Origin of the sequence: Micromonospora sp. NBC_01699 (assembly GCF_036250065.1) — a bacterium.
GTDB lineage: Bacteria > Actinomycetota > Actinomycetes > Mycobacteriales > Micromonosporaceae > Micromonospora_G.
This window is the reverse complement of record NZ_CP109199.1, coordinates 6,536,790-6,559,539: the sequence shown is the minus strand read 5'-3', so window position 1 is coordinate 6,559,539 and position 22,750 is coordinate 6,536,790. Positions and strand designations below refer to the sequence as shown.

Here is a 22,750-nt window from a genome sequence, read left to right as displayed (position 1 = left end):
GAGAGACGATGACAGCGGAACGGGAAACGGTTGAACCGGACGAGGACGCGCGGCCGTCGGGGCTGCGCAACCCCGTCCGGGCGGTACGCGGCCTGGGCGCCGGCACGCTGGTCATCGAGATGCTGGTGCTGCTGCTGGCGATCCAACCGATCCGACTCGTCGGCGGTGACCTGAACGGCACCGCGATCGGGGTCATCGTCGCGCTGGCGGTGTTCGCGGTCGTACTCAGCGGACTGCTGGCCCGGTCGTGGGCCTGGCACGCGGCAACGGCGTTGCAGGGGCTGCTGCTGCTGTCCAGCTTCCTGCACTGGTCGCTGGGCGTGCTCGGGGTCATCTTCGCGCTGGTCTGGGTGTACGTGCTGCACGTACGCCGGACGATTTTGGGTTGACCGGACCCGGCGGCGGACCGGTCAGCTCGCCGGGCGACCGCGCCACTGGGTCAGTGCGATGCCGTGGCCGTCCGGGTCGCGGAACGCCGCCGCCCACAGTTCCAGCTTCGCGCCCCGGTTGACCGCCCTGGGCGCGTAGGTGAAGCGCACCCCCTTGGCGCGAAGGTCCTCGTAGACCGCCTCGACGTCACCGACCTCCAGGTTCAGGTGCACCAGGCGGCGGTTGATCGGCGCCACGTCCGGGATGGCCCGCAACACGATTCGGGTGGCGCCGGAGGCGAGTACGGCGTTGCCCTCGCCGCCGTCGATCTCGAAGAAGCCGAGCATGTCCCGGTAAAACGTCACCGAACGTTCGAGGTTCGTGACGAGCAGGGTGATGCCGACGCCGTGGATCGGGCCCGTCGCGCCGACCTCGGCACTCGGCGGGTTGGCCACCAGCCCGGCGAGCAGGTCCGTGTCGTCGTCGGGGGCCCGGTCCTCGGGTGCGGCCGGGCGTTCGGCCGCCGCCTCGGAGCCCGGCGACCGGTCGCGCCGCGACGTCGGGTCGCCGAGATCGAGCTCCAGGTCGATGTCGTCTACCGGCCGGACCCGTCCGGGGCCGGCCACCCCCGGTCCGGACTCCGCCCGGTAGACGTCCGGCCGGTCGTCGTCGCCACGGTCGCCGTCGCCGTCGTCGTCACGACGGCCGTCGTCGTAGCGTTCGTCGTCACGGTCCCGGTCGTAACGCTCGTCGACCCGGTCCTCGACCCGGTCCTCGACCCGGTCCTCGACCCGGTCCTCGACCCGGTCCTCGACCCGGTCCTCGACCCGGTCCTCGACCCGGTCCTCGACCCGGTCCTCGACCCGGTCCTCGACCCGGTCGTCGTCGTGGCGGTCGGGGTCAGAGGGGTCGGTGTTCGACCGGTCGTCGCCGCCCCGGTACGGCGGCGCGTCCGGGTACGGGTCGTCGGAGCGTGCGCTGCGGGTCGGGCCCGGGGTCGGCTTCGCCCGGCGCGGCAGCGGCACCGCGGGCGGCGGCTCGACCAGGGTGCCCTCCAGCACGATGGTCCCGCCCGGCGTGTGGTGCACCACCACCGGCTCCTCCCGCAGCCCGCGCAGGTCGTCGCTCAGGTCCGCGGTGACCGGATCGCCCGGCGGGGTTGTCCGGTATCCGTCGTCGGAGCCCCGGCGCACCCACGGCGGAACGTCCTCCCCGATCAGCGCGTCGTCGCCGAGCCGGTCGAGATCCTCGTCGAACTCCGGCGGCAGGTCCATCCGGTCGGCGGCCTCCGCGTGCGTGGGCACCTCGTCCCAGAGGATCCGTACGTGCCGGGGGTCGTCGATGGCAACCATGATCGGTAGGGCGGTGCCCGGTGCCGGCCACTTGGTCACCGGCACCCGAGGGTCGCGTACCCGGATCGACCGGGGTGGCAGGCCCGGTGCGTCCAGCACTATCTGGAGTTCGCACCGGCCGAACACCGACGACGCGGGCGGCTCCGACACGCTGTGTACGTGCGCGATCCCGGACACCCAGGCCCGCGCGCCACTGCGTACGTTGGTCACCAGGCCGAGTCCGACGGCCAGCACCAGCAGCGCCACCCCGAGGGCGACGATCGCCCAACTGGGCATGCCGCAGCCGAACAGGATGACAAAAGTGGCGAAGGTGCCCAGCACCCCGGCGACAAGCCTGCGCACGGGTGCGACCGATCGACGAACACCGTCTGCCACAGTGGACCTCCCTGGTTAAGGCCAGGCTAGGCCCGATCCGCCAGGATTGGAAAGAGCGGGGCCGTGAGACGTGGCCGGCGTCGGGCGCCACCGGCCGGCTCGCTAGGCTGACCTTGGTCCAGCCGTACCCGCTCCCGCTCAGGAGGAAAACAGCGTGTCCACCAGCAGCCAGGACGAGCGCACCCTCGTTCTGATCAAGCCCGACGCGGTTCGCCGCGGCCTGGTCGGCGAGATCCTCTCGCGGTTCGAGCGCAAGGGCCTCGCTATCGACGCGTTGGGACTGCGCACGATTGGCGGCGATTTCGCCGACCAGCACTACGCCGAGCACGTCGAGAAGCCGTTCTACCCGCCGCTGAAGGAGTTCATGACCGGCGGCCCGCTGGTCGCGGTGGTGCTCTCCGGCGACCAGGTGATCGAGGTGGTTCGCGGACTGGTCGGTGCCACCGACGGCCGCCGGGCGGTGGCCGGCACGATCCGCGGCGACTTCTCCCTGTCCAACCGCGAGAACCTGGTGCACGCGTCGGACTCGGTCGACAGCGCCAAGCGCGAAATCGGGCTCTGGTTCCCCGAACTGGGCTGATCTCCGTACCCCGGTCGTGGGCCCGGCGGGTGGCGTGACGGGTGTGTCCGGTTGTCGTACCGGACGACTAGTTTCTGCGGCATGGCCACGCTGGCGACGTACTCATATCTGCGCCCGTCCGGGCTCACCCCCGACGACCGGCAACTGACCTTGCAGACCTCGGGTGGGCCATCGGCCCACCCGAGGTTCTTCGACGGCTTCCTGACCACCCCCGAACCGGCCGCCGTCGGCCTGCTCGCGGTCGCCGAGGTCGCCAGGACCCGCTACTACCAGCCGGTCAGCCCGGCCAGTCTCGACCCGGTCGTCACCGGTGGACTCGACCGGCTGCGATTCGAGTCGTTCTCCGGCTGCTGCGGGGTCTACGCCCGGCTCGACGTGCTGCCGGCCGGTCTCGACGGTCGGATCACCAGCCACGGCACCACCAACGTCGACGTCAACCCGCCGCTGCGCCAGTCCCTGGCCGGCCTCGGCGGCAACGACCCGATGCACGTCGCGGTCGGGCCGGACGACCTCACCGTCACCACCATCGACGACGGGCCGCTGGTCGAACGGAAGGTGCCGCTGCCCACCCGCTGGCTGCGCGGCTTCGCCGAGGCGCAGGTCATCACCGCACCGTTCGAGCCCCGGGTCGAGGTCAGCGGGGCCGAGGCGACCGCGTTCCTGCGCCGACTGCCCAGCGGATCGGACCGGTCGGTGCTGTGGGTGGTGCCGGCCGGGCGGTCCCTGCGGCTCACCTCACGCGCGGTGCCCGGCGCGGTCTGCCTGCCCGGCGCCGGCCGGTTGGCCGCCCTGCGGCCGTTCCTGCGGTTCGCCACCGCACTGCGGGCGTACGGGCCGGTGGTGCGGACGGGCAGCGGTCCGGTCGCCAGCACCTGGGAGCTGAGCACACCGGCCCTGCGGCTGTCACTGACCCTGTCACCCGAACCGCACCGAGGCTTCTCCGGCGAGGGCGCGGTGCTCGCCGCGCTCGCCGGTGACGACGTCTGCGACGACGCCGACCTGGTCAGCGCGTTGCTCTCCTGGGACCCGACGATCGACATCGGCGCGCTGGCCGCCGCCGCCGGGCTCCCCGTCGACCGGGTACGGGCCGCGCTGACCCAGCTCGGCACCGCCGGCCGGGTCGGCTACGACGTGGCCGAGGCGGGCTACTTCCACCGGGTGCTGCCCTACGACGGGGCCGCGGCCGAGCGGATGAACCCACGGCTGGTCGGCGCGCGGGCACTGGTCGACGCCGGCTGCGTGCGGATCGACGGCGAGCTGGCAACCGTACGCAGCGGCGAGGAGACGTACCGGGTCCGGTGGACCGGGGCCGCCGCCTCGTGCACCTGTCCCTGGTGGGGTAAGTATCGGGGCGGGCGCGGGCCGTGCAAACACGCGCTCGCGGTCCGGCTGGTCACCGCGGCCACCGCGCCGTCCGAGGTGTCGGTGTGAGCGCCATCCACCGGGAACCCGAGCTGAACTGGCCGGACCTGCGGCACGCGATCGAACTGGCCCGGGTCGGGGTGGTCGGCAAGCTGCTTCGCGGCGGGACCGAGGAGCAGCGCCGGACCTTCGGCCCGGAGCTGGAGGCGTACGTCAAGGGTCTGCCCGACGAACGCTGGTGGGGCAACCGCCGGCCGGCCGCGGCGGTGGCGGTCGCCGCGCTCGGCTGCCTGCCCTCCGCCGCCCGGACCGCGGCCCTGCTGACTCGCCGGAACGTACGCGACTGGTGGGGCGACATCCCGGTCGGCGAGATGGTCCAGATGGCCCGCGCCCGGGACCTGCCGTGGCTCGGCGACCTCGCCCTGCGACTCGCCGGCAAACTCGGCCGGGACGGGGAGGTGGGGCAGTGGGCGCTGGTCGCCGGGCTGCTCACCGAGGCCGGGGTCGCCCCGCCCACCGACGACGCGTTCGTCCGGGGCTGGCTCGGACACCTACAGGCGTGGCACCTCGGCGACAAGCGCCGCCCGCTGCTCGACCGGCTGCGGGTCGACCCGTACCTCGACGCGCTGCTGCCCCGTCTGTTCGAGGTCGACGGGCTCGGGGTCGAACTGGCCCGCAGCACCTGGGACCAGACGCAGCGGCGCTGGGACCACCAGCCGGCGATGCCGTCCGCCCTGGTCGCGCTCGCCGCCGAGGGACGCGTCGACCGGGCGGTGCTGCTCGACGGCGTACTCGGCCGGTTCCTGCGCGGGGACAGGGTGGGGGCGCTGCGCGCGTTCGTGGTGCTGCACGACGAACTGGCGCCGACCGACGCCGAGCTGACCGTACGCGTCGGCCGGTACGCGCGGCTGCTGCCGGACGCCCACTCCACCGTCGCCGGGCTCGCCCAGCGGGCCCTGCGCCGCTTGGACGACAACGGCCGGCTGGAGCTGGACACCCTGCTGCACGGCAGCGGCCAACTCCTGGCCCGGCCGGAGAAGATGCTGGTCAAGGCGCAGCTGAGCTGGTTGGACCGGGTCGCGAAACGGGACCGGGACCGGGCCGGCGAGGTGCTGGAGACGGTGGCGGTCGCCTTCGGACACGACGCCCTCGACGTACAGGAGCGGGCGCTGACCATCGTGCTCCGGCACGCCGCCCGGATCGAGCCGCCGGTCCGCGACCGGCTCGCCGAACTGGCCGCCGTACTCGGCGGTGACCTGCCCGGCCGGGCCGCCGCCGTACTCGGTGAGTCGTCGGTGGTGGTCGACGTACCGGCCGGGCTGCCGCTGGTGCCGATGCCGCCGGTCACGCCGATGCCGCCGCCGGTGACGAGCGCCGCCGAACTCGCCGAGGAGATCGGCGCGCTGGTGCACGACCAGAGCTCGTTGATCGGCTGGGAACGGGTGCTCGCCGGACTGGTCGCCTGTCACGCGGACGATCCGGTGGCGCTGCGCGACGCGCTCGTGCCGATCCTCGACCGGTACGAGGCGCAGTTCCTGCCCGGACACGTGCAGGGCGCTCCCCGGCTGCGGCAACTGCTCGGCGAGGCGGTCCGGGCGGCCGTACGCGTCGACACCCGGCTCTCCGGCTGGCAGCGCGGGGTCGGAATGGTCCGGGCCGCGCTCGGCGGTTCGCCCGCCGGGCTGCCGATCACCGGGTACGGGCCGGGACCGCAGCAGGTGATGGCCCTGCGGGTCGCCGAGATGGCGGTCCACACCCGGTACCGGCCGGTGCCGATGCTGGTCGCCACCCCGAGCCGGGCCAACGGCCAGCTCGACGCGACGGTACTGGTCGATCGGCTCGCCGAGGCCGAACGGGCGGGCTGGCAGCCGTGGCGGTTCGACCTGGAGCAGGCGTTGCTGCGGCTGCCCCGGGAGATCGACGGCGACGCGCTGAGCCGGGCCGCCGCGCTGCGTTCGCCGGCCGGCGTACGACTGGCCCACTGGCTTACCGACGGCGGTGCACCCGATCCGGTATCGGTCCGGGTGGAACAGCGGCGGCCGGCGGCCCGGCGCTTCGATCGCTGGGAGCTCAGTCAGCTGCCCGAGCGTCGGGTGGTCGTCGCGCTCCGGCCGGGTGCCGCCGAACACGGGCCGCTCGGCCGGGAACTGTTCGAGATCGACCCGCCGGACCGGCCGGTGTTCCAGTTCAGCGACCCCGAGCACCAGCTCTGGCCGGGGGTGCTGCCCAACCATCGCGAGGTGGTTGCGGCGTGGGCGCTGCCCACGTTCGCCGGCCTGGCCGACTCCGACCAGCGCGGGGCCGAACTGTTGCCGCTGCTCGCCGAGGTCGCCGGCCCGGTCGGCCCGGCGGTGACCCTGGCGCTGACGTACGCCCTGGCGGCCCGGCACGAGGCGGACCGGGTCGCCGGAGTGGACGCGTTCCTCGCCCTGGCCGGCTCCGGGGACCTCGACGGGCCCGCCCTCGGTCGGGAGTTCGGTGGTCTGGCCGCGGACGGCACGATCAAGCTGACCCGGGTGGTGGCGGGCCTGTCCGAGGCGGCTCGGGCCGGTGCGCGGGCGGAGGTCTGGGCCGCCATCGAGGCGGCGCTGCCGGCGGTGCTGGCCACCACTGGGCGCGGCGGACCGGACCTGCTCGCCCTCGGCGCCCAGACCGCGACCGTCACTCCCACCGTCACTCCCACCGCCCGTATGACGGGCGGCGGATCGGGGACCGGGGGCGCCGGTGAGGCGGCGGGCGGGCCCGGTCGGGGCGCGCTGCTGGCCGTACTGGCCGAGATTTCGGGGCGCGGGGGCAGCGGTCGGCTGGTGACCGAGGCCCGCCGGCTGGCCCGGGTGCTCGGCGAGTAGCGGCGCCTCAGGTTCGGCACACGGACAGGGCGGGCTCTCTCCCCCTCCCCCCTCCCCCCTCCCCCTCCCCCCGGGCCCCCGCCGCGCCCGCCTCCCCCGCCGCGTTGATCTAGGGCAAATGGGGGTGATTAGAGATCAACTAACACGTATTTGCCCTAGATCGCGGGAGTGACGGGGCGGGGGGAGGGGAGGGGGAGGGGGAGGGTTACTCGGGGGTGGTGGGGGTGGGGGGCGGGTAGGGTGGGGGGATAGGCGATGACCCGGATATCACCGGTGAGCCTCCGGAAGAAACGGCGGGGTCCCGACAGGGGTGCCGGCGGAGTAGAACCGGACGGGGCCGGCCCGTCACAGCCGACGAACGAGCGGGCGGTTGATCCTGACCGTCAAGCGGGGTGGTACCGCGGGTCCCGCGGCGCGCCGGCTGTCCGGCGTACCGTTTCGGGCTCGTCCTCGCAGTCCACTGACAGTGAGCTGCACCGAGGAGAGCGACCCCCGATGGCGTATCCCAAGCACGCGTCCGACGGCACGGGCGTACCGGCGAGCCCCGACCTGCCCGCGGTCGAGCGCCGTGTGCTGGAACACTGGACCGCCGACAAGACCTTCGAGGCGAGTGTCGAGCAGCGGCCGGCCGGCGACAACGGTGCCAACGAGTACGTCTTCTACGACGGCCCGCCGTTCGCCAACGGCCTGCCGCACTATGGTCACCTGTTCACCGGCTACGTCAAGGACGTGGTGCCGCGCTACCAGAGCATGCGCGGCCGGCGGGTCGAGCGGCGGTTCGGCTGGGACACCCACGGCCTGCCCGCCGAGGTGGTCGCCGAACGGCAACTCGGCATCACCAGCAAGGCCGAGATCCTCGACCTCGGGGTGGCGAAATTCAACGACGCCTGCCGTACGTCGGTGCTCCAGTACACCCACGACTGGGAGCGGTACGTCAACCGGCAGGCCCGCTGGGTCGACTTCGGCAACGACTACAAGACCCTCGACCTGGACTACATGGAAAGCGTCATGTGGGCCTTCCAGACCCTGCACAAGAAGGGGCTGATCTACGAGGGCTTCCGGGTGCTGGCGTACTGCATGCGCTGCGAGACGCCGCTGTCGAACACCGAGACCCGGATGGACGACGTCTACCGGGAGCGGCACGACCCGACGCTGACCGTCTGGTTCCAGCTCGACCCGACCGCCGACGGCCAACCCGGCGAGAAGATCGGCGTCTGGACCACCACCCCGTGGACGCTGCCGTCCAACCTGGCGCTTGCCGTCGGCCCGGACATCGAGTACGCCGTACTCGAACGCAACGGGGAGCGGTTCATCGTCGGCGCCGCGCGCGTCGGCGCGTACGCCAAGGAGCTGGACGGGTTCACCCAGATCGGCACGGTGTACGGCCGTGACCTGGTCGGACGCCGCTACACCCCGCTGTACGACTTCCTGGTCGAGCAGGCCGGCCCGAACGCGTACCAGGTGCTCGGGGCGGAGTTCGTCACCACCGAGGACGGCACCGGTGTGGTGCACCTCGCCCCGGCGTTCGGCGAGGACGACCAGAACGCCTGCAACGCGGCCGGCATCCCGACCATCGTCACGGTGGACGACCACGCCCGGTTCACCGCGCTGGTGCCGACGTACCAGGGCGAGCAGGTGTTCGACGTGAACAAGCCGGTGATCCGTCAGCTCAAGGAGCGGGGGGTGGTGCTGCGGCAGGACACGTACACCCACTCGTACCCGCACTGCTGGCGCTGCGACACCCCGCTGATCTACAAGGCGGTGTCGTCCTGGTTCGTGGAGGTGACCCGCTTCCGGGACCGGATGGTCGAGCTGAACCAGGAGATCAACTGGACGCCGGGGCACGTCAAGGACGGCTCGTTCGGCAAGTGGCTGGCGAACGCCCGCGACTGGTCGATCAGCCGCAACCGGTTCTGGGGGTCACCGATCCCGGTCTGGAAGTCCGACGACCCGAACTATCCCCGGGTCGACGTCTACGGCTCGCTGGACGAGATCGAGCGGGACTTCGGCGTACGGATCACCGACCTGCACCGGCCGGTGGTCGACGACCTGGTCCGCCCGAACCCGGACGACCCGACCGGACGCTCGACGATGCGCCGGGTGCCGGAGGTGCTGGACTGCTGGTTCGAGTCCGGTTCGATGCCGTTCGCCCAGGTGCACTACCCGTTCGAGAACCGGGACTGGTTCGAGGACCACTATCCGGGCGACTTCATCGTCGAGTACATCGGCCAGACCCGTGGCTGGTTCTACACCATGCACGTACTGGCGACGGCGTTGTTCGACCGGCCCGCGTTCCGTAACTGCCTGGCACACGGCATCCTCCAGGGCGCCGACGGGCGCAAGATGTCCAAGAGCCTGAACAACTACCCCGACGTGTACGGGGTCTTCGACTCCTACGGGTCGGACGCGATGCGCTGGATGCTGATGTCCTCGCCGGTGCTGCGCGGCGGTGACATGCCGGTGACCGAGGTCGGCATCCGCGACGCCGTACGTCAGGTGCTGCTGCCGCTGTGGAACGTCTGGTACTTCTTCTCCCTCTACGCCAACGCAGACGGCTACGAGGCGAAGCGGGTTGAACCGGAAGTAGTGGGCACTCTGCTCGACCGGTACGTGTTGGCGAAGGCGGGTGAGCTGGTCGGCACCGTGCAGACCCAGCTCGACGAGTACGACATCTCGGGCGCCTGCGCCACCGTAAGGTCGTTCCTCGACGCGCTCACCAACTGGTACGTCCGCCGTTCCCGGGACCGCTTCTGGTCCGGCGACCGGCAGGCGTTCGACACCCTCTACACCGTGCTGGAGACGCTCTGTCGGGTGGTCGCGCCGCTGGCGCCGCTGACCGCCGAGGAGATCTGGCGCGGGTTGACCGGCGAGCGTTCGGTGCACCTGACCGACTGGCCGGACGCGGCCGAGTTCCCCGCCGACCACGAGCTGGTGGCGGCGATGGACAACGCCCGTACGGTCTGCTCGGTGGCGTTGTCGCTGCGCAAGGCGAAGGGCCTGCGGGTCCGGCTGCCGCTGTCGTCGCTCACCGTGGCCAGCTCGAACGCGACCGCCCTGGAACCGTTCGCCGACCTGATCGCCGACGAGGTCAACGTCAAGACGGTGCTGTTCACCACCGAACTGGCCGGCTACTGCGAGCAGGTCCTCACGGTGGTGCCGAGGGCACTCGGCCCGCGCGTCGGTGGCCAGGTGCAGACGGTGATCAAGGCGGTCAAGGCGGGCGACTGGTCCCTGGTCGACGGTGCGCCGGTGGCCGCCGGGGTCACCCTCGCCGAAGGCGAGTACGAGCTGCGCCTGGTCGCCGCCGACGTGGAGCACTCGGCCCCACTGCCGGGCGGCGAGGGGGTGGTGGTGCTGGACACCACGGTCACCGCCGAACTCGCCGCCGAGGGCCTGGCCCGTGACGTCGTACGGGTGGTGCAGCAGGCCCGCCGGGCGGCCGACCTGGACGTGTCGGACCGGATCGAGGTGGCGTTGACGGCGTCGCCGGAGGTGGTGGCGGCGGTCGAGGCGTACCGCGACTTCGTGGCGGCGGAGGTGCTCGCCGACGCGATCGCGCTCACCACCGCCGACGGGCAACTGCCGCCCGACGCCTTCACCGGCGAGGTCGGCGAGGGCGAGCCGGTGGCGGTGACCGTGCGGCGGGTCTGACGCTGATCGCGGTGACCGTGCGGCGGGTCTGACGCTGATCGCGGTGACCGTGCGGCGGGTCTGACGCTGATCGCGGTGACCGTGCGGCGGGTCTGACGCTGAACCGGCGGGACCGTGGGGACGGGGAGGGCGCCGCTTCGTACATCGAAGTGGCCCTTCCCGGCCCGGCGGACCGGGCCCTGGCCAGCGCAGGGTGAGATGGAACGCTGGCGATGCTGAAGTCGGAGCGCCTCTGGCCTACCATCGGTGCGGCGGCGAGGGCCGCCGCGACCGGTGGGCCCGGGCGCTGACCAGGGGAGGCCGCGTGCCGCTGCTCTACACCGTCGGCAAAATCACCGTCGGAACGGCAATGAACGTGGTCTGGCGTCCCACCATCGAGGGGCTGGAGAACGTTCCCGCCACCGGCGGCGCGATCATCGCGGGCAACCACCTCTCGGTCGCCGACGAACTCTTCCTCGGCTCGGTGGTGCCCCGGCACATCTCCTTCTGGGCCAAGGCCGAGTATTTCACCGGGACCGGGTTCCGGGGCTGGCTGAGCCGCTCGGTGATCGGCGGGCTGGGGGCGATCCGGGTCGAACGCGGCGGCGGGCGGGCCGCCCTGTCGGCGTTCGACGGGGCGATCCCGGTGCTGCGTTCCGGTGAACTGGTGGCGATCTACCCCGAGGGGACGAGGTCACCCGACGGGCGGCTCTACCGGGGGCGTACCGGCACGGCCCGGCTGGCGATGGCGGCCGGCGTGCCGATCATCCCGGTCGGCATGATCGGCACCGACCGGGTCCAGCCGATCGGCGTACGGGTGCCGAGGCCGCACGTGCGCGGCGTGGTGATCCGGTTCGGCAAGCCGATCGACGTCAGCGGGCGACAAGACGACCGCACCTCGTTGCGCGAGGTCACCGACGAGCTGATGGCGGAGATCCAGCGGCTCACCGGCCAGGAGTACGTGCCGCGTTACGCGCCCGCCCGGCAGAGCCCCACCTCCGACCCGACCGAGTAACAGCACTCACCGTCGGCTCCCCGGTCCCGCGTCACGGGGCCGTGGAGCCGCGCCGCCGCTCCTGCTCCCGGACCGCCGGCACGTTGTCGAGCCGGTCGAGCTGGTGCAGGCTGCGGGCCATCCGCGCGTTGCCGGGCAGGCGCTCCCGATTACGGTCGAGAAAGACCCAGTGCCCGGCGGTGTACGGGCACGCGTCCTCGCCCAGCCGCCGCTTCGGGTCGTACCGGCAGCCGCCGCAGTAGTCGCTCATCCGGTTGACGTACGAGCCACCGGCCGTGTACGGCTTCGTGCTCAGCTGGCCCGGGTCGGCGTACTGGCTCATGCCGGCGACGTTGGCCGTCAACGCCCACTCGTGGCCGTCGACGAACGACCGGTGGAACCAGTCGACCAGCTCCGACGGGCGCCAACCGCGCTGCACCGCGTAGTTGCCGAGCACCATCAGCCGGGGCACGTGGTGCACCCAGCCCCGGTCCCGTACCCCCGCCAGCACGTCGGCGAGGCAACGCGCCTGCACCGCGTCGGCGTCGAGATCGGCGAACCAGGCCGGCACCGACTTGCGGGCGCCGAGCCGGTCGGAACCGCGGGAGCCGGCTTCGAAGTACCAGTACAGGTGCCAGACGAAGTCCCGCCAGCCGAGCAGCTGCCGGACGAAACTCTCCACACCGGATAGTGGGGCTTGCCGCTCCCGGTAGGCCCGCTCGGCGCCCCGGATCGCCTCCATCGGATCGAGCAGGCCGAGGTTGAACGACGAGGAGAGCAGGCTGTGCGCCATGAACGGGTCGGTGGAGAGCATCGCGTTCTCGTACGGCCCGAACGTCGGCAGCCGGTGTCGCAGGAAGTGCCGAAGCCGGTCGGTCGCCTCGGCCCGGGTGGCGGGGAACAGCCGGGGGCCGTCCCGGCCGACGAACCGGATCCCCTCCGCCGCCCACCGGTCGAGGTCGTACCGGACCTCGGCGTCGATGTCGTCCTCCGCCGGGAGTGGGGGTGGGGGGACGTCGAGCCGTTCGGACTCCCTCGGCGGCGGCTGCCGGTTGTCGGCGTCGAGACTCCACCGGCCGCCGACCGGCTCGTCGGCGTCGAGCAGGACCCGGTGCCGGCGGCGCGCGTGGCGGTAGAAGTCGTCCAGTCGCATCGCCCCGCGCCGGTCGTCGGCCCAGGCGGTGAAGTCGGCCTGGCTGGTGACAAAACCGCGCGCCGGCAGCACTGTCACCCGGTCGTCCAGGGACCGGACCAGGTCCCGGGCCCGGCGCGAGGTCGGATGGCAGACCTCGATCGGTCCCCGGACCTGTCGAAGCCCCTCCCGATAGGTGTCCGTCCGTACGTGCAATGCCTGGTCACCGAGCTCGGCGGCCCGATGTCGGAGCGCGGACAGGATCAGGTGCGCCTTCTGCCGGTGGAACGCCCGGCGACGGAAGACCGCCTTCGACTCGATCAGGAGTAGTTGCTGTTCGCGGTCGTCGAGGAAGTGCGGCCCGAGTTGGTCAGCGAAGATCCAGCGCCGCGACATAGCCCGATTGTGCACCGCCTGACTGGTTTCTACCGGAGCTTATCCGTCGGTCGACTGTGTATCCGGTCACACGAAATACGGTCACTCGTGCCTGATGATCTCGGTCCGCAACCGGGCGAGCAGACTCGCACTGTCCTCCATCGACAGTCGGGTGAACAGCACGGTTCCGAGGCTGCCGTGATCGGCCCAGGAGCAGACCACCACGTCGGTCCTGCCGGCCTGGCCGATGCCGCAACGCTGGAACTCGCCCCGTACGCCGGTGTCGATCACGGTTACGTCGTTCAGCGCGTACTCGGTGCTCAGTTGCGCCATCGCGGTGTCGAGGTCCTGCTCCGGGTTCAACCGGAACCCGGTGCTGCCGTAGATGGTGACCACCTTGTTCGACGGGTCGGTGTAGACCCCGGCGAAGGTGTCGCCGAACAGGTCGCTGGTGGCCATCTGCTCCCTGAGCTGCGTGGTGACCTGCTCGCTCGCCTGGTCCTCCCGCTTGTGCAGGTCGATCACCTCGGCCGGCAGGGTGGCGCTGACCGGGTACTGCTCCCACATCGGCTTGGCGTACCAGGCCGGGCCGCCGCAGCAGCAGACGAGGCCGAGCAGGGACAGCACCAGCATCACCCTCGGCCACCGTCGCCGTCGCCGGGCGGTGACCGCGACGTACCCGGGTGGTGGACGCCAGCCGGGCGGCGGCGCGGATGTCGGGCCCTGGGGCGGCGGCCGGTCGCGGTCCCGGCGGCCGCGCCTGGTCTGCGCCGGCACCTTCGCCACCGGAGCCGGCACCTTCGCCACCGGCGCCGCTGCCGGCGGCCGACCGGACCGCGCCGACGGCGGTGGCGGCGGCGGGGGCGCGGCGGCCGGCGGGCCCGCCGAGAACGGCCGGGTCGCGGGGTACGGCCGCACCGGCGGACGCGGCGGAGCCGGCGGGTACGCCTGCGCGGGCGAAACCGGTCGGTACGGCTCGCCCGGCGGCACCCCCCGGCGCGGATCATCCGACCCGACCGGCCGGTACGACTCCGCCGGCAAGGTCGGCCGGTACGGCTCCGCCGGGGAGACCGGGTGGTACGGCTCAGCTGGTGAGACCGGCCGGTACGACTCCGCCGGGGAGACCGGCTGGTACGGCTCAGCCGGCGAGATCGATGCCACGTGTGCCGCCCAGGGTTCCGGGTCTGCGGCGGCCCACGGGTCGACCGGGGTGTCCCGGTCCGAGATGTCCGGTTCGCCCACGGGTAGCCGCAGGGTGGGGTTGCGCGGCGGCGGCACGGCCCGGTTCTGCTCCCCGCCCCCGCTTCCGGCCGCGCCCCCGCTTCCTATTCCGCCCAGGGGGCGCCGCTTCTTCTTCGGCGTCGGTGGCGGCACCGCCGCCGACCCGGTCCAACGTGGTGGTGCCGGCTCGGTCACCGGCTTGTCCGACCTGGTCGCCGGCAGGTCGCCGGCCTGCGGCGTCTGCGCTCCGGCCGGGTCCGCGTCGCTTCCGGCCACCGGTATATCCGCCTTCGTCGCGGTCGCGTCGGTCGCGGTCACCGGCGTCTGCGCCTTCGTCGGCGGTGCGGGGGTCGGGCCTGTCGGCGTCTCTACCTTCGTCGGGGGTGTGTCGATCCGGGCCACCGCCGGCTCCGCCTTCGTCGGGGGTGCGTCGGATCGAGCCGGCGGCGGCTTTGCCCCGGTCGGCGGCGCGTCGCCGCGCGGTGTCTCGATCCCGGCCGTGGGCTGGTCGGCCGGGGGTACAACCGTGCTCCCCGCCCTCGCGTCGGCCGAGGTCGGCGGCTGCGGAGTCGGGGTGGGGGTCGGGTCGGCGGGACCCCGCTCCGGGGGCGGAGCGGCAGCCGAGGGCTCGGGCGGTCGGGACTGGCCGGCCGGTGGGGTGACTTCCGGCTGTGGCTCCGGCATCGGGGTGTGCTCCTCTCGCGCGCCGGTACGAGGGTAGTAGCGGCGGGCCACTGCGGCATCGAGGGCCACGGGGGGCATCAGCGCTCCCGCGCCGGTGAGCACACGACCGCTCGGGCATATGGTGACCGGTCGGCCGGGCGCGCCGCGTACCCTTGGCGGTCATGAGCGTCCCGACGACCACGACGAGCCACAGCAACAGCATCTGGCCGCAGCTTGAGCCGCTGTTGCCCCGGGTCAGCAAGCCCATCCAGTACGTGGGCGGCGAACTGGGCGCGGTAATCAAGGAGTGGGAGTCGGCAACCGTCCGCTGGGCGCTGATGTATCCGGACGCGTACGAGGTGGGCCTGCCCAACCAGGGCGTACAGATCCTCTACGAGGTGCTCAACGAGCAGCCCGACGTGCTGGCCGAGCGGACGTACGCGGTGTGGCCCGATCTTGAGGCGTTGATGCGCGAGCATCGGGTGCCGCAGTTCACCGTCGAGGCACACCGGCCGGTCGGCACCTTCGACCTGTTCGGCATCTCGTTCAGCACCGAGCTGGGTTACACCAACCTGCTCACCGCGATCGACCTGGCCGGCATGCCGATGCTCGCCGCCGACCGGACCGACGCCGACCCGATCATCGTGGCCGGCGGGCATGCCGCGTTCAACCCGGAGCCGATCGCCGACTTCATCGACGCGGCGGTGCTCGGTGACGGTGAGGAAGCCGTACTGGAGATCACCGCGATCGTGCGGCAGTGGAAGCACGAGGGGTCCCCGGGCGGCCGGGACGAGCTGCTGCTGCGGCTGGCCCGGACCGAGAGCGTCTACGTTCCCAAGTTCTACGACGTTGACTACCTGCCCGACGGCCGGATCCAGCGGGTCGTGCCGAACCGGCCGGACGTGCCGTTCCGGGTGCACAAGCGCACGACGATGGATCTCGACGCCTGGCCGTACCCGAAGAAGCCCCTGGTCCCACTCGCCGAAACGGTGCACGAGCGGTACGCGGTGGAGATCTTCCGGGGGTGTACCCGGGGTTGCCGGTTCTGCCAGGCCGGCATGATCACCCGTCCGGTACGGGAGCGGTCGATCACCACGGTCGGGCAGATGGTCCGCGACGGTCTGGAGTTCTCCGGCTTCTCCGAGGTGGGCCTGCTCTCGCTCTCCTCGGCCGACCACTCCGAGATCGGCGACATGTGCTCCGGCCTGGCCGAGCAGTACGCCGGCACCAACGTCTCGCTCTCGCTGCCCTCCACCCGGGTCGACGCGTTCAACATCGACCTGGCCCAGGAACTGTCCCGCAACGGCCGGCGCACCGGGTTGACCTTCGCCCCGGAGGGCGGTTCGGAGCGGATCCGCAAGGTGATCAACAAGATGGTGTCGGAGGAGGACCTCATCCGCACCGTCGTCACCGCCTACACCAACGGGTGGCGGCAGGTGAAGCTCTACTTCATGTGCGGGCTGCCCAGCGAAACCGACGAGGACGTGCTTCAGATCGCCCGGCTCGCGCACGAGGTGATCAAGGCTGGGCGGGCGGCGACGGGGTCGAAGGACATCCGCTGCACCGTCTCCATCGGCGGCTTCGTACCCAAGCCGCACACCCCGTTCCAGTGGGCGAAGATGGAGACCCCGGAGGTGATCGACAACCGGCTCCGGCTGCTCAAGCAGGCGATCAACTCGGACCGGTCGCTGGGCCGGGCGATCGGCTACCGCTACCACGACGGCGAGCCGTCGCTGATCGAGGGGCTGCTCTCCCGTGGCGACCGCCGGGTCGGCGCGGTGATCCGCAAGGTCTGGGAGGACGGCGGGCGGTTCGACGGCTGGAGCGAGCACTTCTCCTACCAACGCTGGGTGGGTGCCGCCGCCGAGGTGCTGCCGACCTTCGGCGTGGACCTCGACTGGTACACCACCCGCCAGCGCGAGGAGCAGGAGGTGCTGCCCTGGGACCACCTCGACTCCGGCCTGGACAAGACCTGGCTCTGGCAGGACTGGCAGGACTCGATGTCCGAGTTCGAGCAGGATGACTGCCGATGGACCCCGTGCTTCGACTGCGGTGTCTGTCCCTCGATGGACACCGAGATCCAGATCGGGCCGACCGGTAAGAAACTGCTGCCGCTCACCCCGGTCAACGCCGGCCTGCGGACGCCGACCGGCGTCTGACCCGGCCACCGTCGGCCGCCGCAGGCCGTACCCATCCGAGCCGGAGCGGGCCACCGCCCGCCCGGCCACACCGAGGAGCACCACGATCAGCAAGAAGAACCAGCCAGAGGGTGGTCAGGCGCCGGTCGTACAGCGGATCCGGATCAGGTACGCCAAGCGCGGGCCGCTCCGGTTCACCTCGCACCGCGACTTCGCGCGCGCGTTCGAGCGGGCCCTGCGCCGGTCCGGCGTACCGGTGGCCTTCTCGCAGGGCTTCACCCCACACCCCAAGATCTCGTACGCCAGCGCGGCCCCCACCGGGACCGCGAGCGAGGCCGAGTACCTGGAGGTCGGGTTGCAGGCCGAGGTCGACCCGGAGGCGTTGCGGGTCGCGCTCGACGCCGCCCTGTCGCCCGGACTCGACGTGTTGGAGGTGGTGGTCGCCCACGGCGGCAGTCTCGCCGATCGGATCGACGCCTCGCACTGGCGGATCGAGCTGCCGGGGGTCGAGTCCGACGTGGCACGGCAGGCGGTGGAGAAATTCCGGGCCTCGTCCGAGGTACTGGTCGAGCGGTTGACCAAGCAGGGGCGGCGTACGTTCGACGCTCGCGAGGCAGTCAACAGGGTCGATGTGATCGACCAGACTGGGGCACCTTCCGAGGTCGCGGGCGTACCGTGTGCGATACTCGACCTAGTCATACGGCAGGTCACTCCGTCCGTACGACCCGATGACGTCCTTTCCGGCCTCCGCGTGGTGGCCGACCTGGAGCCGCCGGTGCCGCCAAGGGCGACCCGGCTGGCACAGGGCTCGTTGACCGCGCACGGGGCGATCGCGGATCCGTTGGAGGCGGACCGCGACGGGGTAGACCATCGGTGAACGCTAGTCGAATTCCGGCCAGCGCTCAGTGTTAGCCAGACTTCGGTAGTCCGTGCATCTGGACGCGCTGCCGGAAACACCTTTGCGGCAACCCTGCGTGGCAGCGCTCACCCGCGCCCGGGGCAGCCAGAACTGGAGAACGTCCAATGCTCGACAACGAGCCCGAGGGCGGCGAACGGACCGGCTCCCAGCCGGCCGGTGACCCCGCCGAGACCACTGACAGCAGCACGCCCGTGCGGCGTACCCGCACGACCCGGCGGCGGACGCCGTCGGCCACCGCCGAACCTGCCCAGGCCGGTGCCCCGGTCGAGGCTCCGGGCGATTCCCGGACCGGCTCCGACGAGGCACCGCAGGCCGAGGTTTTCGCCCCGGTCGCGGGCGACACCGAGCCGGCGCCGAAGGTCACCCGTCGACGGCGAAAGGCCACCACCGCCGACAAGCGGGACGAACCGCCCGTGGCCGGTGAACTCGGCACGAGCGGCGTCGCCGATCCCGAACTGACCGCCTCCGGCGGAGACTCCACCCAGCTCACCGGCAGTGCGCCGGTGGCCGAGCCCGAACAGCCCGAGCCTGCCGCGCCGGTCAAGGTCACCCGTACCCGGCGGCGCAAGGCCGTACCGGCGGCGGCCGAGGCCGAGCCGGAGAACGTACCCGCCGAGCCTGAGGTCACCGCCGCGCCGCCGGCGCCCGCACCGGCCGCCGTCGAGGAGGAGCCGACCCCGTCCGCGAGCACCGAGCAGGTGCCGCCGGGTGTCGCCGTACCGCCGACCTCGGCGACCGCCCCGAGCGGGCCCGACCTCGCCGAGCCGGCCGAGGAGGAGGTGCCGCGTACGCGTCGCCGTCGCGCCGCGCTGTCCGCCCCCACCGTGCTGTTCATGGCGCCCGAACCGGAGATGGCGCCAATCCGGCCGACCACCCCGCCGCCGGCCGTACTGATCGAGCCGGTTCCGGTGCCCCTCGACGACGAAGCGGCCGAGGAGGCCGACGCCGAGCCGATCGAGCCGTCCCGTCGCCGTCGCCGCGGTCGCCGTACCGGTGAGCCGGTCGAGCTGCCCAACGACGCGGTCGAGCCGGTCACCGACGCCGCCATCGAGGGCGAGCCGGACCAGGTGGACCTGGACGAGGACGACGAGGACGAGGACGACGAGGCCGGTGCCCGGCGCCGTCGTCGCCGCGGTCGCCGGGGCCGGGGTCGGGGCAAGGGCCCGACCGACGAACTTGAGGACGAGGACGCCGAGGAACCGGCACAGGCCGAAGCCGAGGCGGAAGAGGACGAGGAAGACGACACCGACGGTGGCGACGGGCTGACCCGCCGCCGTCGTCGCCGCCGGCGCAAGGGCGCCGGGGACGGCACCGAGGCCGGTGCGGCCGAGGACGGCGTACACACCGTTGTCAAGATTCGCGAGCCGCGTCGGACCACCGACGAGGTGCAGGGCGTCTCCGGGTCGACCCGGCTGGAGGCCAAGCGGCAGCGTCGGCGCGACGGGCGCGAGCAGCGCCGTACCCGGCCGCCGATCCTGAGCGAGTCGGAGTTCCTGGCCCGCCGCGAGGCGGTCGACCGGGTGATGGTGGTCCGCCAGCGCGGCGACCGTACGCAGATCGCGGTGCTTGAGGACGGGGTGCTGGTCGAGCACTACGTCACCCGGGCCACCTCCGGAACCATGGCCGGCAACGTCTACCTGGGCAAGGTGCAGAACGTCCTGCCGAGCATGGAGGCGGCGTTCGTCGACGTCGGGCGGGGCCGCAACGCCGTGCTCTACGCCGGTGAGGTCAACTGGGACATGAGCGGCCTGGAGGGGCGCGCCCGCTCGATCGAGCACGCGCTGCGCTCCGGCGACGCCGTGCTGGTCCAGGTCACCAAGGATCCGATCGGGCACAAGGGGGCCAGGCTGACCAGCCACATCGCCCTCTCCGGTCGGCACCTGGTCTACGTGCCGAACGGCAACGCCTCCGGGATCAGCCGCAAGCTGCCGGACAACGAGCGCAAGCGGTTGCGCGACGTACTGAAGAAGCTGGTCCCGGACGGCGCGGGCGTGATCGTCCGGACCGCCGCCGAGGGGGCCAGCGAGGACGAGCTCGCCCGCGACGTCAAGCGGTTGCAGGCGCAGTGGGACGACATCCAGGCCCGAGCCGCCGAGGGTGGCGCCCCGGCGCCGCTCTACGAGGAGCCCGATCTGGTCATCCGGGTGGTTCGGGACCTGTTCAACGAGGACTTCCAAGAGCTGGTCGTGCAGGGCGACGAGGCGTACAGCCAGGTCGAGTCGTACCTGGCGCACGTCTCGCCCGACCTGGTGGCCCGGCTGCACCGGCACACCGGCACCGGTGACGTCTTCGTCGAGCGGCGGATCGACGAGCAGATCCTCAAGGGCCTGGACCGCAAGGTCTACCTGCCCTCCGGTGGTCACCTGGTGATCGACCGGACCGAGGCGATGACCGTGGTGGACGTCAACACCGGTAAGTACACCGGTGCCGGCGGCAACCTGGAGGAGACCGTCACCCGGAACAACCTGGAGGCGGCCGAGGAGATCGTCCGTCAGCTCCGGTTGCGCGACCTCGGCGGCATCGTCGTGATCGATTTCATCGACATGGTGCTGGAGTCCAACCGTGAGCTGGTGCTGCGCCGGCTCACCGAGTGCCTCGGCCGGGACCGGACCAAGCACCAGGTCACCGAGATCACGTCGCTCGGCCTGGTGCAGATGACCCGCAAGCGGATCGGTGCCGGGCTGCTGGAGGCGTTCAGCGAGACCTGTGACTGCTGCAAGGGCCGTGGTGTGATCATCCACACCGAGCCGGTGCCGGAGAAGCGCGCCCCGGCCGGCGTGAACGGTGGCGGCGACCGGGTGAAGGCGGTTGCCTCGGCGACCGCACCGAGCGGAACCACCGTACCGAGCGGCCCCGCCGCGTCGGCGGCACCGGCCGAGACACCGACGGTCAGCCGGCGTACGCGGGCCCGCAAGAGCGCGGCGCCGGAGCGGGTCGCGGTCGAGATCGCCGACTCCGACGAGATCGACACCATGGGGTACGACCTGTCGCGTTACGAGGTCGACACGAACGACGCGCCGGATGTCGCCGACGCCCCGTTGACCGGGTCCGCCCGGCTCGCCGGAGCCGACGACCCGGACGCGTTGGGCGACGAGCTCGACGAGGACGGCGAGCCGACCGAGGGCGGTGTCGGTGGCCGGCGGCGGTCGCGGCGCGGTGGTACGCGTCGGCGTACCCGTCCCTGACCTGTCCTCCGATCGACCCGGACGCCGATCCGTAACGATCATGTGCCCCGCACCGGTTGCGTCCGACGCGCCGGTGCGATGCACTAGGGGGCCGAGCGCTGAGAAGGCCCCTTCCAGGCCAAAATGCGACTGGAAGGGGCCTTTTACCATCCGCACCCCCTCGCGAGGAGAACAGATGCGACGCCCGCTGCCGGCCGCCGTCATCACGACCGTCGTACTCACCGCCGTCCTGCTGGTCGGTTCCGGTTGTGCCGCCGAACGTCCCCGTGGGGAGGCGTCGGGCACGGCCGCGCCGTCCGCGTCCGGTTCCGACGTACCGGGTGCGCCCGGTGCCAGCGGCATGCCGCCGGCCGGTTCGACCGACGCGCCGGGCGGTGCCACCGGTGGCCCCGGCGCCCCGGCGAATCCACCGCCGGTGCTTCCCCCGGCCGGCGGTAACGCCAAGGAGGTCTGCGCGGCGGCGCTGAAGACCAACACCGACATGGGTACGGCCTTCATCACCGAGATGGTGACGATGATGCAGGCGACCAGTGACGGCGACAACGCCGCGGCGACGGCCGCCCAGGGTCGGGCGCAGAAGAGCCTGGCCGACTGGACCGGCGCGCTGCGCGGGCACGCCGCCGAGGCCAGCGACGCCACGCTGAAGAGCACGCTTGGCGATCTGGCGACGCAGGTCTCCACGATGAAGCCCGAGGCGAACTCGATCGACGAGATCAAGCTTGAGTCGCTGAACGAGCGCATCGGTCAGCTCTGCGGGACCTGATCACCGGGGCCCGGTTTGGGCGTCGGACCGGCCATGGCGTACGCTAGCCTGCGGCGCACCTTTGGCGCCAAGCTCTCGCGTGCCCGCCCCCGCATTCGTGCGGCCGAGGCGGGCTCCGCGAACAGCATTCCAAGCAGCCTCAACGACAGGGAGTCCGCCTCCGATGTACGCGATCGTCAAGACCGGCGGCAAGCAGTACAAGGTCGCCGAGGGCGACGTGATCGAGGTCGAGAAGCTCGTCGGTGAGCCTGGCGACGCGGTGACGCTGTCCGCGGTGCTTCTCGTCGACGGTACCGACCTGGTGACCGACGCGGCCAAGCTCGCCAAGGTCGCGGTTTCCGGCGAGATCGCCGCCCACACCAAGGGCCCGAAGATCCGGATCCACAAGTTCAAGAACAAGACCGGTTACCACAAGCGTCAGGGGCACCGTCAGCCGCTGACCCAGGTCAAGGTGACCGGCATCTCCAACGGTAAGTAGTCGGCGGCAGGGTAAGAGTCCAGCGGAAAGTTAGGTCGTCCTCAGATGGCTCACAAAAAGGGTGCGTCCAGCTCGCGCAATGGTCGCGACTCCCAGGCGCAGCGGCTCGGTGTCAAGCGGTTCGGTGGCCAGGTGGTCAGCGCCGGCACGATCCTGATCCGGCAGCGCGGCACCAAGTTCCACCCCGGCGACCTGGTCGGGCGCGGCGGCGACGACACGCTCTTCGCGCTGGCCCCGGGTGCGGTCCAGTTCGGCACCAGGCGTGGCCGCAAGGTCATCAGCATCGTGCCGGCGGCACAGTAGTTAGCTTCTCCAATCGGCGGAGCGGGCCGTGGACCTGAGTGTCCCGGCCCGCTTCGCCGTTT

15 protein-coding genes are annotated in these 22,750 nt (G+C 72.0%); 12 read left to right on the top strand and 3 right to left on the bottom strand.

All coding sequences use genetic code 11. The features are described 5' to 3' along the window. Nucleotides 1–8 precede the first annotated feature (8 nt). Entirely contained in the window at nucleotides 9–389 is a 381-nt protein-coding gene (locus OG792_RS26720; RefSeq protein ID WP_329103435.1) for a DUF4233 domain-containing protein, read from the top strand. 21 nt (nucleotides 390–410) lie between these two features. On the opposite strand, the gene OG792_RS26715 is transcribed toward OG792_RS26720, so the two are convergent. Next, a complete protein-coding gene (locus tag OG792_RS26715; protein WP_329103433.1) occupies nucleotides 411–2,063 on the bottom strand; it encodes a VOC family protein in 1,653 nt (550 codons plus the stop codon). Between the two features lie 187 nt (nucleotides 2,064–2,250). Between OG792_RS26715 and ndk the strand changes: the two genes are divergently transcribed. The 5 genes from ndk (at nucleotide 2,251) to OG792_RS26690 (ending at nucleotide 11,532) form a co-directional block, all read left to right on the top strand. Next, nucleotides 2,251–2,676, top strand: coding sequence for a nucleoside-diphosphate kinase (gene ndk, locus OG792_RS26710; RefSeq protein ID WP_329103431.1), 426 nt, complete (start codon nucleotides 2,251–2,253; stop codon nucleotides 2,674–2,676). Nucleotides 2,677–2,757: 81 nt separating this feature from the next. Next, the gene (locus OG792_RS26705; RefSeq protein ID WP_329103429.1) at nucleotides 2,758–4,107 is read left to right on the top strand and encodes an SWIM zinc finger family protein; all 1,350 of its coding nucleotides are present in this window, start codon (nucleotides 2,758–2,760) and stop codon (nucleotides 4,105–4,107) included. Next, nucleotides 4,104–6,887, top strand: coding sequence for a DUF6493 family protein (locus OG792_RS26700; RefSeq protein WP_329103427.1), 2,784 nt, complete (start codon nucleotides 4,104–4,106; stop codon nucleotides 6,885–6,887). The genes OG792_RS26705 and OG792_RS26700 overlap by 4 nt, the downstream gene beginning before the upstream one ends. 495 nt (nucleotides 6,888–7,382) lie before the next feature. Further along, nucleotides 7,383–10,538 (top strand): isoleucine--tRNA ligase, encoded by a 3,156-nt coding sequence (gene ileS / locus OG792_RS26695; protein WP_329103425.1) that lies wholly within the window; start codon nucleotides 7,383–7,385, stop codon nucleotides 10,536–10,538. 304 nt (nucleotides 10,539–10,842) lie between these two features. Further along, on the top strand, nucleotides 10,843–11,532 hold the full coding sequence (locus OG792_RS26690; RefSeq protein WP_329103422.1) for a lysophospholipid acyltransferase family protein: 690 nt from the start codon (nucleotides 10,843–10,845) through the stop codon (nucleotides 11,530–11,532). A 31-nt stretch (nucleotides 11,533–11,563) separates the two neighbouring features. Here the strand turns inward: OG792_RS26690 and OG792_RS26685 are convergent, their stop codons facing one another. Both OG792_RS26685 and OG792_RS26680 read right to left on the bottom strand, forming a co-directional pair. Continuing rightward, nucleotides 11,564–13,039 carry a cryptochrome/photolyase family protein gene (locus OG792_RS26685; RefSeq protein ID WP_329103420.1) on the bottom strand — a complete coding sequence of 492 codons (1,476 nt, stop codon included), beginning with the start codon at nucleotides 13,037–13,039 and terminating at the stop codon, nucleotides 11,564–11,566. 81 nt (nucleotides 13,040–13,120) lie between these two features. Continuing rightward, nucleotides 13,121–14,923, bottom strand: coding sequence for a hypothetical protein (locus OG792_RS26680; RefSeq protein WP_329103418.1), 1,803 nt, complete (start codon nucleotides 14,921–14,923; stop codon nucleotides 13,121–13,123). A 161-nt stretch (nucleotides 14,924–15,084) separates the two neighbouring features. Between OG792_RS26680 and OG792_RS26675 the strand changes: the two genes are divergently transcribed. The 6 genes from OG792_RS26675 (at nucleotide 15,085) to rpmA (ending at nucleotide 22,688) form a co-directional block, all read left to right on the top strand. Further along, the gene (locus tag OG792_RS26675; protein WP_329103417.1) at nucleotides 15,085–17,061 is read left to right on the top strand and encodes a TIGR03960 family B12-binding radical SAM protein; all 1,977 of its coding nucleotides are present in this window, start codon (nucleotides 15,085–15,087) and stop codon (nucleotides 17,059–17,061) included. Between the two features lie 142 nt (nucleotides 17,062–17,203). Then, nucleotides 17,204–17,917 carry a TIGR03936 family radical SAM-associated protein gene (locus OG792_RS26670; protein WP_329111442.1) on the top strand — a complete coding sequence of 238 codons (714 nt, stop codon included), beginning with the start codon at nucleotides 17,204–17,206 and terminating at the stop codon, nucleotides 17,915–17,917. Nucleotides 17,918–18,063: 146 nt separating this feature from the next. Further along, nucleotides 18,064–21,144: an Rne/Rng family ribonuclease gene (locus tag OG792_RS26665; protein WP_329103415.1), complete on the top strand. Its 3,081-nt coding sequence runs from the start codon at nucleotides 18,064–18,066 to the stop codon at nucleotides 21,142–21,144. 175 nt (nucleotides 21,145–21,319) lie between these two features. Continuing rightward, the gene (locus tag OG792_RS26660; protein WP_329103412.1) at nucleotides 21,320–21,907 is read left to right on the top strand and encodes a hypothetical protein; all 588 of its coding nucleotides are present in this window, start codon (nucleotides 21,320–21,322) and stop codon (nucleotides 21,905–21,907) included. 163 nt (nucleotides 21,908–22,070) lie between these two features. Beyond that, on the top strand, nucleotides 22,071–22,385 hold the full coding sequence (gene rplU, locus OG792_RS26655; RefSeq protein WP_326556235.1) for a 50S ribosomal protein L21: 315 nt from the start codon (nucleotides 22,071–22,073) through the stop codon (nucleotides 22,383–22,385). Nucleotides 22,386–22,430: 45 nt separating this feature from the next. After that, the gene (gene rpmA / locus OG792_RS26650; RefSeq protein WP_329103407.1) at nucleotides 22,431–22,688 is read left to right on the top strand and encodes a 50S ribosomal protein L27; all 258 of its coding nucleotides are present in this window, start codon (nucleotides 22,431–22,433) and stop codon (nucleotides 22,686–22,688) included. The last annotated feature ends 62 nt before the right edge of the window (nucleotides 22,689–22,750 follow it).

Bases quoted from the DNA above. Each gene is read 5' to 3' on its own strand.
- rplU (WP_326556235.1), top strand. From the start codon at position 22,071: ATGTACGCGATCGTCAAGACCGGCGGCAAGCAGTACAAGGTCGCCGAG.
- OG792_RS26680 (WP_329103418.1), bottom strand. From the start codon at position 14,923: ATGCCGGAGCCACAGCCGGAAGTCACCCCACCGGCCGGCCAGTCCCGA.
- OG792_RS26720 (WP_329103435.1), top strand. From the start codon at position 9: ATGACAGCGGAACGGGAAACGGTTGAACCGGACGAGGACGCGCGGCCG.
- OG792_RS26685 (WP_329103420.1), bottom strand. From the start codon at position 13,039: ATGTCGCGGCGCTGGATCTTCGCTGACCAACTCGGGCCGCACTTCCTC.
- OG792_RS26675 (WP_329103417.1), top strand. From the start codon at position 15,085: ATGAGCGTCCCGACGACCACGACGAGCCACAGCAACAGCATCTGGCCG.
- OG792_RS26660 (WP_329103412.1), top strand. From the start codon at position 21,320: ATGCGACGCCCGCTGCCGGCCGCCGTCATCACGACCGTCGTACTCACC.
- OG792_RS26665 (WP_329103415.1), top strand. From the start codon at position 18,064: ATGCTCGACAACGAGCCCGAGGGCGGCGAACGGACCGGCTCCCAGCCG.
- ileS (WP_329103425.1), top strand. From the start codon at position 7,383: ATGGCGTATCCCAAGCACGCGTCCGACGGCACGGGCGTACCGGCGAGC.
- OG792_RS26705 (WP_329103429.1), top strand. From the start codon at position 2,758: ATGGCCACGCTGGCGACGTACTCATATCTGCGCCCGTCCGGGCTCACC.
- rpmA (WP_329103407.1), top strand. From the start codon at position 22,431: ATGGCTCACAAAAAGGGTGCGTCCAGCTCGCGCAATGGTCGCGACTCC.